Genomic DNA, 11,004 nt, shown 5'->3' with positions numbered 1-11,004 from the left:
CGCATTCACGGCCACGTGCCGCGCCAGCATCCCCAGCGCGCGCATGGCCGCGCGTTCGCTGTCGAACACCGGCACGCCTTGCGCACGGAAGGCTTGCGCCACCCATTCCTGGTTGGCGCTGACCGCCACCGGCACGCCGCTGGCCGCGGCAAAGCGACCGGTCTGCGCCGAGAAGCCGGCAAAATCGTAGCCTTCGCCGCCGATGGGAAAGCCCACATAGATCATGTCCGCCTGGCGCTGCGCGGCGACCACGTCGAGCGTCTGCCCATAGATCTGCGGCTGCCCCAGCAGCGCGGTGGTCATGTCGATCGGGTTGCGCGCCGACACGAAGGACGGCAGCACCGCCTTGAGCGCGGCAGCCCCGTCGCCTTCGAACTGGCACAGCGAGAGCGCGTGATCCTCGGCTGCGTCGGCGGCCAGCACGCAGGTCGCGCCCGAATTGCTGATCGCCACCACCTTGCGCCCGCGCGGACGCTGCCCGCCGACAAACACCTGGCTGTACTCGACCAGCTCGCGGAAGTCCGCCACGCGCTGGATGCCGTGCTGGCGCAGGAAGGCATCGGCCAGCGCGTCCTCTCCGGCCATCGCCCCCGTATGCGAGCTGGCGGTGAGCTGGCCGGCCTGCGTGCGGCCAGCCTTGACCGCAAGGATAGGGATATCGCGCCGATGCGCGATCTGCGCGGCCTGCGCCAGTACCGCCGGGTCCTTGAGCGATTCGACATAGAGCAAGAGCACGCGGATATCCGGGTCGTCCGCGACCGCGCGCAGCACCTCGGCGGCGGTGATATCGGCTTCGTTGCCGGTGGCAACCATATAGCGCACGCCAATGCCCTTGCGGCGCAATCCGCCATAGACGATGGAGGAGCCCGCACCGCTCTGGCTGACGATGGCGACCGGCCCGTCCTGCCCGGCTTCCTCGTTGATCATGGTCGAGAAATGCAGGATGGCGCCATCGCGGAAGTTGGCCACGCCCTGGGTGTTCGGGCCGAACAGGCGCAAGCCCCCGGCGCGCGCCCGCTCCACCAGGCGGCGCTGCTGCGCCGCGCCGCCCTCGCCCAGCTCCGCAAAGCCGGAGGAATAGATCACCGCGGCACGCGCCCGCGCGGCGATGCACTGGTCGATGGCCTGTTCGACCTCCTGCCCCGCCACGCTGACCACGACCACATCGGGCGCATCGGGCAGCGCGGCCAGTTCGGGATAGGCCTGCAGGCCCTGGATCCGCGCACGCTTCGGGTTGACCGGATACACGCGGCCGGCATAGCCGTAGCGGCGCAGATAGTCGATGGGCCGGCCGCCGGCCTTGATGGGGTTGTCGGAGGCGCCGAGGATGGCGACGGAGCGCGGCGCCAGCAGTTCGAGAACGTGATCGCTCATCTCATTCCACCTTCACCCTGGCCTCGGTGGCCACGCGCTTCCACTTGGTCAGTTCGGCCTGCACGAAGGCGCCGAACTGCTCCGCATTCAGCGTGCCCGGCGTGGTGCCGCTCTGCGCCAGGTTGGCTTTCGACTCCGGGCTGTTCATGCTTTTCACCGCATCGCGGTTCAACCGCTCCACCAGTGGCCTGGGCAGGTTGGCCGGGCCGTAGAAGCCGATCCAGGTGGTCGCCTCATAGCCAGGCACGCCCTGCTCGGCGATGGTGGGCACATTGGGCAGCGCCTCGCTGCGCCGGGCCGAAGTCACGCCGATGGCCTTGACCTTGCCGTCCTTCACGTACGGCGCCATCGTCATCACGTCGTGGAACAGCGCCGGAATCTGGCCGCCAAGCAGGTCCGACAGCGCCGGCGCCGCGCCCTTGTAGGGGATATGCGTCAGCGGCGCGTTCGTCATCAGCCGCAGCAGTTCGCCCGACATATGCGTGGCGCCGCCGATGCTCGACGAGCCGAACGACAGGCCGTCCTTCTGCTTCTTCGCATAGGCCAGGAATTCCTGCAGGTTCGACACCGGCACATTGTTGTTCACCACCAGCACATTGGGCGTGGTCGCCAGCAGCGCGATCGGCGTGAAGTCCTTGCTCGCGTTGTAGGGCAGCCTGGGCCGCACCGCCGGGTTGATCACCTGATGCGTGGCGGTAACCAGCAGCGTGTAGCCATCGGGATTGGCGCGCGCCACGATCTCGGTGCCGATCTGGCCGCTGGCGCCGGCACGGTTGTCCACCACGAAGGGCTGCTTGAACTCGGCCTGCATATCGCGCGCGATGCGCCGCGCCAGCAGGTCGGTCATGCCGCCGGCGGGAAACGGCACCACGATGGTGACGGGCTTCTGCGGCCAGTGCTCCTGCGCCTGCGCGCCGGCGGCGGGCAGCAGCGCGGCGCCGATGGCCAGCGTTGCGGTGGCGAGGCCCTTGAAGACGGGGCTGTGCGCAAGAAAGGATCGGTGTTTGGACAAGGCGGTCTCCGGTTTTCTGTCTGCCTGGTATTGGTGGCTGGTGCTGGTCTTGTATTCGGCTCTTGTTCTTGTTCTCGTTCTCGGCTGCCGGTCCCGCTTCAGGGCCGGATGCCGAACCTGCTCACGCCCGGCACGCGCAGCGGTGCCGCCAGGTTGGCGAACTCGCACAGCAGCGAGCGCGTGTCGCGCGGGTCGATGATGTCTTCCACCACGAAGGCTTCGGCGCTGCGGAACGGCGAGGTCAGGCTGCGCACGCGCTGCTCGATCTCGGCGCGCTTTTGCACCGGATCGTCGGCGCCTTCGATCTCGGCCTTGTAGGCCACCTCCAGGCCGCCCTCGATCGGCAGCGAGCCCCAGTTGGCCGACGGCCACGCGTAGCGGAAATTAAAGCGCCCCATATGCTGGTGCCCCGCCGCCGCCACGCCATAGGCGCGGCGCAGGATCAGCGAACACCATGGCACGGTGGCCTGGTACACCGCCGCCAGCGCGCGCACGCCGTAGCGCATGGTGCCGGCCTTCTCGGCTTCGAGGCCGATCTGGAAACCGGCGATGTCCACCATATTCACCACCGGCAGGTGGAAGGCTTCGGCAAGATCGACGAAGCGGATGAATTTCTCCGCGGTGGGGCCGTCCCAGCCGCCACCGTAGTGATACGGATCGCTTGCCACCACCGCCACCGGCCAGCCGTGGATGCGGGCCAGCCCGGTGACGATGGCGCGGCCCCAGAAGCGGCCCATCTCGAAGAACGAACCCTGGTCCACCAGTGTCTCGACGATGGGGCGGATCTTGTAGACCGAGCGGCTGTCGCGCGGGATGGCCGACAGCAACCATTCGTCGCGGCGTGCGGGGTCGTCGGCCGGTTCGATGCGCGGCGGCAGTTCATGCACCGAGCCGGGCAGGTAGGACAGGAAGCGGCGCGCACGCGCAAAGGCCTCTTCCTCGCTGGCCACCTCGTCGTCGACCACACCGTTGCGGGTGTGGATCTGGCTGCCGCCGAGTTCGTTCTTCTCCAGCACCTGGCCGATGCGCGCCACCACCGGCGGGCCGGCATTGAACAGTTGCGAGGTGCCCTTGACCATCACCGAGTAATGGCTGGCGGCCACGCGCGCCGCACCCATGCCCGCCACGGAGCCCAGCGCCAGCGACACCACCGGCACCAGCGACATGTTCTCCACCACGTGCTGCCAGACCTTCATGGTGGGAATGTTGGTATAGCCCTTGTTCTCGATATTGCGCACCGAGCCGCCACCGCCGGTGCCGTCCACCAGCCGCACCATCGGCAGGCGCAGGTCGTGCGCCATCTTCTCGGCGTGGATCAGCTTCTCGCCGACCGCGCCGTCGTTGGCACCGCCGCGCACCGTGAAGTCGTCGCCCACCAGCACCACCGGCCGGCCGTCGACCTTGGCGCGCCCCATCACCAGATTGGCGGGCGTCAGGCCCACCAGGCGACCGTTGCTGTCGTACTGGCCGCTGCCGGTGAGCGCGCCCACCTCGCGGAAGGAGCCGGCATCGGCGATCGCGCCGATGCGCTCGCGCACGGTCAGCTTGCCGGCATCCTTGTGGCGCTTGACCTTGTCAGGGCCGCCGAGCTGCGCGGCGAGTTGTTTGCGATAAGCCAGTTCATCGATTTCGGGCTGCCAGGACACGGCGGTCTCCTCAAGGCTGTCGTTATGTGCGCAGGCCGCTGCGCGGCGCGCTTGTCGGCCTTTCTATCGCAGCAAACATGCCAGCCGCGCCAGTCCTTGATTTCATTGTTCTTTTTTTGAGCCGCTGTTATCGTGTCCGCGATAACGACACAAAAGGACACCGCGGTGTCCACGATGGAGACACGATATGTCGTCGACAGCGACAGCCGAAGACACGCGCCCAGACCCCGACGACAGCCTCGGCGTGCTAGTCGCCAGCCACGCGGGGGAAGTTCTCGCCACCCTCGGCATCGCCGCCGAGGCGGCGCTGGCCACGGCCGCCCTGGCTGCCAGCGCGCAACTCGGCGACGATCCGCACCACGACGCCGGCCGCCTGTTCGAATGCAGCCCGCCCGCTGCCGCGGGCGAGCCCGTGCGACGCTTTATCGCCATGCGCCTGCAGGACCGCGCGCGCCAGGTGATCCTGCTGCGCCCGGCCGGGCGCGATGCGGCGCTGTTCGATTTCATTGGCGCCGTGCCCTTTGCCGGCGCCATCCTCGACCACTTCATCACCAACCCCTACCAGGCCATCACCGTGGCGGACCGTGCCGGCCATATGCGTTTCATCAGCCCTGTGCACGAGCGGTTCCTCGGCTTGCGCACGGGCGAAGGCACCGGACGCCCCGCCGGACAGGTCATCCCAAACTCGCGGCTGGCGCAGGTGGCCGCCAGCGGCAAGGCCGAGATCGGGCAGCTGCAGACCATGAACGGCGTGACGCGCGTGGTGAACCGCATCCCGATCAGCGCGGGTGGCGAAGTGGTCGGCGCGATCGGACAGATACTCTTCAAGGAACCCGAGGCCATCGGCCGCATGCATCGGGAAATGACGCGGCTGCGCTCGCAGCTGGCACAGACCCGGCGCGCGCTGGATGAACTGCGCGAGCAGCAGGCAGGACCCGGCCTGCTGATCGGCGACAGCGCGCCCATGCAGCGTCTGCGCCGCGAGATCGATACCGTGGCGCGGCTCGACGTGCCGGTGCTGATCCTGGGCGAAAGCGGCACCGGCAAGGAACTGGTGGCGCGCGCCATCCACGGCGCCAGCCGCGCTGCCGAGGGCAAGCCGCTGGTCAGCCTCAACCTGGCCGCGCTGCCCGCCACACTGATCGAGTCCGAGCTGTTCGGGCATGTGGCAGGCGCCTTCACCGGCAGCCAGCGCGGCGGCCAGGCCGGCAAGCTGGAACAGGCCGCGGGCGGCACGCTGTTCCTCGACGAAGTCGCCGACATCCCGATGGAAATGCAGGTCAAGCTGCTGCGCGTGCTGGAAGACCATATGGTGGAACGCCTGGGCAGCCGCCAGTCGCAGCGGGTGGACTTCCGCCTGGTGGCGGCCACCAACCGCGACATCCAGGCGCTGATCGACGGCGGACGCTTCCGCCTGGATCTGTACTACCGCCTGAGCGGCGTGGTGCTGCGCATTCCGGCGCTGGGCCAGCGGCGCGAGGACATACCTGCCCTGCTCGCCCATTTCGTGCGCGGCTTTTGCGCGCGCAACCAGGTGGCGGTGCCGGAGGTGGGACCCGAGGTGGCGCGCTACCTGGCCGAACGGCGCTGGCCGGGCAATGTGCGGCAGCTCCGGCAGAAGATCGAAGAGGCGCTGGTGTTCTGCGACTCACGCGTGCTGCGCGCGGCGGACTTCGCGCGGGGCGAGGAGAACATGGCGGCATTCAGCGTAAGCGAGCCAGCCTTGACGTTTGGCGCGGTGCCGGAAGACATGCCGGAAGCAACGCCGGACGAGGGCGCAACCGATGCTGCCGTGGCGTCGCCGGCGGACTTGCGGGAGGTCGCGCATGAAGCGGTGCTGCAGGCCATCGCGCGGCACGGCGGCAACAAGAAACGCGCCGCCGCGCAGCTGGGAATTTCGCGCTCGCATCTGTACAAGATACTGGAGCGCGGCCCGCGCGGCTGAGCATGCGCGAGCCTATGCCTTGAAACTCGTTTCAAGAGGAGAATTCATGTGATAGCCAATGTCACAACAGTCCGCGTCCGCACTGCCGGATGTTGCGGAGGTCGACGACCACGCCGATTGCGCAGACCCGGACTATCCAACCCGGAGCCACCCTGCCCGCCACGAATCCGCAAAGCCAGCAAGCCCGAGACGCCAGCCGTCTGCAAGGGCCGCTCTCTCGGGCGGCAGGCTTATCCCTCGAACAGCACGCGCAGCATGCGCTCGGGATTGGCCAGGAAATCGCGCGTCACGCGAAAGTGCTCGGTGTCCTGGTAACCGACGCGCACCACACCCTCGGCCGAGCAGGCATAGATCCACGCATCCGGGTAAGCCATCAGGATCGGCGAATGCGTGGCGATGATGAACTGCGAACCATCGCCCACCAGGTCGTGGATACGCGAGAGCACCGCCAGTTGCCGCTGAGGAGAGAGCGCGGCCTCGGGTTCGTCGAGCAGGTAGAGCCCGTTGCCGCCGAAGCGATGCATCATCAGCGCGAGAAACGATTCGCCGTGCGATTGCTCGTGCAGGGAACGCCCGCCGTAGGCGTCGACAACGGGCGGGCCGAAGGCGGGCTCCGCGTCCAGGCGCTCGATTTCCGTTGCCACGTTGAAGAAGCTCTCCGCGCGCAGGAAAAAGCCATCTCTCGGACGCCTGAAACCACGCGCCACACGCAGGTACTGGTGCAGCTCCGAATGCGATCTGCGTGTGCCGAAACTGAAATTGCGCGAGCCGCCCTCGGCGTTGTAGCCCATCGCGACCGCGATGGCCTCCATCAGCGTGGACTTGCCCGAGCCGTTCTCGCCGACCAGGAAGGTAACCTTGGGATGGATCTCCAGCACATCGAGCGAGCGCACCGCGGGCAGGCTGAAGGGGTAGCGTTCGAAGCTCTCGACGATATCGCGCCGCAGGGTGACGCGGCTGATGAACTGGGAGGAGATCATGATGACAGCGAAGTGGATGGCCACGCCGCTATCGTAGCGCGGAACGAGCCTCAGAGCGGCAAGCGCATCGCGATACGCTGCCGCAAGCCAAGCGCTGCCTCGCGCGCAAGCGCTGCGGCCAGTTCGGGACACAGGCCAGCCTCTTCCAGGGGGCGGAAACCGAGCCGCTCGTAGAACGGCGCATTCCATGGCAGATGGCGGAAGGTGGTGAGCGCGAGCGATTGCAGGCCTTGCGCGCGAGCCCAGTCCGCCACGGCGCTCACCAGTGCGCGGCCGAGGCCACGGCGGGCATGGGCCGGGTGCACATCCATTTCATCCAGGTAGGCACGCTGTCCGCTGGTGCTGGCGAGCGCGAAGCCGGCTACGCTGCCATCGGAGGCAATGGCGACCCACAGGCGGCTTTCGCGCTGCGCGCGCTGCAGGTCTTCGAGTGGGGTGACGCGCCCGCGCAGCGCGGGCGGCAGGTCGTCTGCGGGAAACAGCCCGGCCGCTGCGCGTTCGATGGCGGGGAGTGTTGGCAGGTCGGCCGTGGTGGCCAGGCGGATGTCAGGGAATGGCATGGGTATGCGGCAGTATTCAGCGAGCCGGGGCGCCCGCCCTCTCCCATGGCATGGCAGAGGAGCCCGGAGGAGAGGGTGAGCGCTGGCCCGGAGTGAGCGCATTCCTGCCTGCGTACGCCGGCCTCGCCTCCGGGCCCCGTTCCGTACGCCGGAGGTTTCAGGCCGCCGGGAACATCCCCAGCAGATTCGCCACCGCAGCCGGCACGTCGTCCGCCTCGGTAATCGCGCGCACCACCGCCGCGCTGCCCACGCCGGCAGCCAGCACCTGCGGCAGGCGCGCGGCGTCCACGCCACCAATGCCCACCAGTGAAGGCACCACCGGCTGCATCAGCTTGGCATAGGCATGGAAACGGCCCAGGCCCTGCGGCGCGGTCGGCATCACCTTGGTGGTGGTGGGGAAGATCGCACCCAGCGCCAGGTAGCTCGGGCCGATGGTGGCCACGCGCAGCATCTCGGCGTAGCCATGGGTGGACACGCCGAGCCGCAGGCCGGAATCACGCAGCGCATCCAGGTCGGCCTCGTCGAGGTCTTCCTGGCCCAGGTGAATGCCGTAGATGCCGCTGCGCGCGCTGTCGTTGCCGTGGCTGGCATGGTGATCGATGGCGGCACGCCAGTGGTCGTTGATGAACAGGCGCGACGCGCTGCCGCGCGCGGCGCCGGCGGCGCGCTCGATCTCGCCGCGCACGGCCTGCGCATCGTTCGACTTGAAGCGCAGCTGCACCGTGGGCACGGCCAGCGGGACCAGGCGCTCGATCCAATCCGCCGTGGGCACCACCGCGTACAAACCCAGCGGCGGGCATGGCGCGAACGGCTTGGCGCGGCTCTCGGGCGCCACCAGCGCGGCGTGGCGCACCTGCGGGAAGCGCGCGAAATCCACCGGCCAGTCCAGCGAGCCGGGCTGCCAGGCGCGCGCCAGGCAAAGCGCGTCGTGCGCGGGAAAATGCAGCGCCAGGCAGGCCAGCAGTACCGCCACGAAGCCCGGCGAGTGGGCGGTATCGCCATCGGCACGGGCGCTGAAGACCCAGGTGCCCATCGGCGAGCGCACGGTATCGCTCCACTGCCCGCCCTCGCGGTCGCTCTCGATGGCGATGGCGCCGGCAGCGGCGATGCGAGCCAGCGTCGCCGCCTCGGCCTCGCCATCGAACAGCACCACGTCGGCATTGCCGAGTTCGGCTGGCGCGTCGGCCTGCGCCCATACGCGCCAGGCCTTGTCGGCGGTGCCAAAGGTGGCGCCGTAGCGCGCCAGCAGCGTGTCGCGCAGCGCGGCGTCGACGGCGGCCTTCACTCCGTTGCGGCTCATGCGCGGTCCTCCGCGCCTGCGGCGTGCCAGAACGGCATGCCCACCACCGGCGTGCTGGCCTGGGCGATATCGCGCTCGGGCATGGGACCGGCCAGGTAAGCGGTGCGGCCGGCATCGACCGCGAGCGCGAAGGCGCGTGCCATGTTCACCGGATAGGCCGCCTGCGCGACCGCGGTATTCAGCAGCACGCCGTCGTAACCCCATTCCAGCACCTGGGCCGCATGCGAGGGCAGCCCGAGACCGGCGTCGACGATCAGTGGGGTATCCGGCAAACGCTCGCGCAGCAGGCGCATGGCGTGCGGATTGACCGCGCCCTTGCCGGTGCCGATCGGCGCGGCCCAGGGCATCAGCGCCTGGCAGCCCACGTCGAGCAGGCGGCGGCACAGGACCAGGTCTTCGGTGCAATACGGCAGCACCTTGAAGCCTTCCTTGATCAGCGTCTCGGCCACCGCCGGCAGGTTGAGCGTATCGGGCTGCAGGGTATAGTCGTCGCCCACCAGTTCAAGCTTGATCCAGTCGGTCTCGAACACCTCGCGCGCCATCATGGCGGTGGTGATGGCTTCCTGCGGCGCCATGCAGCCGGCGGTATTGGGGAGCACCGGCACATCCATCGACCTGAGCATCTGCCAGAAGGCCTGGCCGCCCTCGCCGTCCCCCACCGCGCCCTGGCGGCGCAGCGCCACCGTCAGCATGGCGGGCCGCGCCACTTCCACCGCGGCCTGCAAGGTGGCGGGAGACGGATAGCGCGCGGTGCCCAGCAACAGGCGCGAGGCGAACGACTCGCCATAGAGCACGAAGGGGTCGCCGAGCAGGTCGCGGCGGGATTCAGCGGTATTGAGCGTCATGTGGGGTCAGCCTCCCGTCACGGGTTGCACAAGGTCGATACGGTCGCCGGCGGCGAGCGTGGTGGCCGCATGCGCGGCGCGCGGCACGAACTGGCCGTTGAGCGCGGCGGCAAAAGGCGGCGCGATGCCGGCGCCGGCCACCGCATCGGCCAGGGTCGCGTTATCGGCGAGCCCGAGCGGACGGCCGTTGAGCAGGATATCCATGGTCATTGTCGTTCAGTGCAGCACCGGCGAGCCGGCAACGGTGTCGAGCGCGGGCTCGATCATGCCGGGCCAGCGCAGCGCGGCGGGCACGGCATGGGCGGCGGGATCGTCATCGAGCAGCGCCCGCACCACCTGGCAGGCCGCCTCGGTGACCGCCGGGGCGATCAGGAAACCGTGCCGGTACAGGCCGTTGAGACGCACGATGCGGGCATGCTGGTCCACCCGGATGGCCGGCAGATGGTCCGGCCGCGTCGGGCGGCGCTGCACATTGAGTTCCAGCACGCGCGCCTCGCCGAACGCCGGGTCCAGCGAGTAGGCTGCCGAGAGCAGTTCCAGCGCGGAGCGCACGCTCATCGGCGAATCGTCCTCGCTTTCGAGTTCGGTGGCGCCGATCACGTAGAGATCGTTGGGCTTGGGCGCGATATAGATCGGATAGCGCGGATGCAGCAGGCGCACCGGGCGGTGCAGCTTGACCTCGGGCGCGTGCACGCGCACCACTTCGCCGCGCAGGCCGCGCAAGCCCGGCATGCTGCCGTGCGCGGCCGGCTGTCCGGGCCACGCGGCGCGCGCGCCCAGGCCGCGGCAATCCAGCACCACGCGGGCACCGATGCCAAGCGCCGGCAGGTCGCCCGCCTCGACTTCACCGGCTTCCCATACGCAATGCAGGCCGCTGGCAACCGCGCAGGCCAGCAGCGCACGCAGCGTGCCGCGGTTATCGAGTTGCCCTTCGCCGGCCAGCAGCAGGCCTTGCGAGAAGCGGCCCGCGAGCGCGGGCTCGAGCGCGGCCACGCCGTTGCCGTCCAGCGCGCGCATGCGCTCGGCCACCAGTTCGGGCGGCGCCACGGCGCGTACGCGGCTGGCGAACAGCGACATCTCGCTGCGGTCGCGCGTATGCCATACCACCAGCGTGCCGTCTTCCTGGAAAAACACCGGCTCCGGCAATTCGGCTATCCAGGCGCGCCACAGGTCCACGCTGGCGGTGCCCAGTTCGACGATGCGGCGCTCGGCAATGGCGGATTCCGCCAGGGGCGCCAGCATCGCCGCCGCCACATACGCGGCCGAGCCCGCGCCGTCGGGGCCGGCGCGCTCGATCAGCGCCACGCGCAGGCCGGCGCGTACCAGTTGCCAGGCGGATAGG

10 protein-coding genes are annotated in these 11,004 nt (G+C 69.2%); 1 reads left to right on the top strand and 9 read right to left on the bottom strand.

Annotated elements, in window-relative coordinates:
* From P3W85_RS12640 to P3W85_RS12630, 3 genes are all read right to left on the bottom strand, one after another.
* Positions 1-1,374, bottom strand: a 1,374-nt coding sequence (locus P3W85_RS12640; protein WP_276265026.1) for an acetate--CoA ligase family protein, incomplete at its 3' end; no start/stop codon positions are given.
* A gap of 1 nt (position 1,375) precedes the next feature.
* Complete coding sequence (locus tag P3W85_RS12635) at positions 1,376-2,386, bottom strand: tripartite tricarboxylate transporter substrate binding protein (RefSeq protein ID WP_276265025.1); 1,011 nt, start codon at positions 2,384-2,386, stop codon at positions 1,376-1,378.
* A 98-nt stretch (positions 2,387-2,484) separates the two neighbouring features.
* Positions 2,485-4,032 (bottom strand): acyl-CoA carboxylase subunit beta, encoded by a 1,548-nt coding sequence (locus tag P3W85_RS12630; RefSeq protein WP_276265024.1) that lies wholly within the window; start codon positions 4,030-4,032, stop codon positions 2,485-2,487.
* 187 nt (positions 4,033-4,219) lie between these two features.
* On the opposite strand from P3W85_RS12630, the gene P3W85_RS12625 reads away from it, so the two are divergent.
* Positions 4,220-5,977: a sigma-54 interaction domain-containing protein gene (locus P3W85_RS12625; RefSeq protein ID WP_276265023.1), complete on the top strand. Its 1,758-nt coding sequence runs from the start codon at positions 4,220-4,222 to the stop codon at positions 5,975-5,977.
* 230 nt (positions 5,978-6,207) lie between these two features.
* Here P3W85_RS12625 and P3W85_RS12620 read toward each other — a convergent pair whose 3' ends face one another.
* From P3W85_RS12620 to P3W85_RS12595, 6 genes are all read right to left on the bottom strand, one after another.
* The gene (locus P3W85_RS12620; protein WP_276265027.1) at positions 6,208-6,957 is read right to left on the bottom strand and encodes an AAA family ATPase; all 750 of its coding nucleotides are present in this window, start codon (positions 6,955-6,957) and stop codon (positions 6,208-6,210) included.
* Between the two features lie 50 nt (positions 6,958-7,007).
* The gene (locus P3W85_RS12615) at positions 7,008-7,517 is read right to left on the bottom strand and encodes a GNAT family N-acetyltransferase (RefSeq protein ID WP_276265022.1); all 510 of its coding nucleotides are present in this window, start codon (positions 7,515-7,517) and stop codon (positions 7,008-7,010) included.
* A 157-nt stretch (positions 7,518-7,674) separates the two neighbouring features.
* On the bottom strand, positions 7,675-8,817 hold the full coding sequence (locus P3W85_RS12610; RefSeq protein ID WP_276265021.1) for a thiamine phosphate synthase: 1,143 nt from the start codon (positions 8,815-8,817) through the stop codon (positions 7,675-7,677).
* The gene (locus P3W85_RS12605; RefSeq protein ID WP_017225255.1) at positions 8,814-9,662 is read right to left on the bottom strand and encodes a thiazole synthase; all 849 of its coding nucleotides are present in this window, start codon (positions 9,660-9,662) and stop codon (positions 8,814-8,816) included. The genes P3W85_RS12610 and P3W85_RS12605 overlap by 4 nt, the downstream gene beginning before the upstream one ends.
* Positions 9,663-9,668: 6 nt before the next feature.
* Positions 9,669-9,866 (bottom strand): sulfur carrier protein ThiS, encoded by a 198-nt coding sequence (thiS, locus tag P3W85_RS12600; RefSeq protein ID WP_276265020.1) that lies wholly within the window; start codon positions 9,864-9,866, stop codon positions 9,669-9,671.
* A gap of 12 nt (positions 9,867-9,878) precedes the next feature.
* Positions 9,879-11,004, bottom strand: a 1,126-nt coding sequence (locus P3W85_RS12595; RefSeq protein WP_276265019.1) for an FAD-dependent oxidoreductase, incomplete at its 5' end; no start/stop codon positions are given.

The organism is Cupriavidus basilensis, assembly GCF_029335485.1.
Taxonomy (GTDB): domain Bacteria; phylum Pseudomonadota; class Gammaproteobacteria; order Burkholderiales; family Burkholderiaceae; genus Cupriavidus; species Cupriavidus basilensis_E.
This window is presented reverse-complemented; position numbering and strand designations above follow the sequence as displayed.

Bases quoted from the DNA above. Each gene is read 5' to 3' on its own strand.
- P3W85_RS12620 (WP_276265027.1), bottom strand. From the start codon at position 6,957: ATGATCTCCTCCCAGTTCATCAGCCGCGTCACCCTGCGGCGCGATATC.
- P3W85_RS12625 (WP_276265023.1), top strand. From the start codon at position 4,220: ATGTCGTCGACAGCGACAGCCGAAGACACGCGCCCAGACCCCGACGAC.
- P3W85_RS12610 (WP_276265021.1), bottom strand. From the start codon at position 8,817: ATGAGCCGCAACGGAGTGAAGGCCGCCGTCGACGCCGCGCTGCGCGAC.
- thiS (WP_276265020.1), bottom strand. From the start codon at position 9,866: ATGGATATCCTGCTCAACGGCCGTCCGCTCGGGCTCGCCGATAACGCG.
- P3W85_RS12615 (WP_276265022.1), bottom strand. From the start codon at position 7,517: ATGCCATTCCCTGACATCCGCCTGGCCACCACGGCCGACCTGCCAACA.
- P3W85_RS12605 (WP_017225255.1), bottom strand. From the start codon at position 9,662: ATGACGCTCAATACCGCTGAATCCCGCCGCGACCTGCTCGGCGACCCC.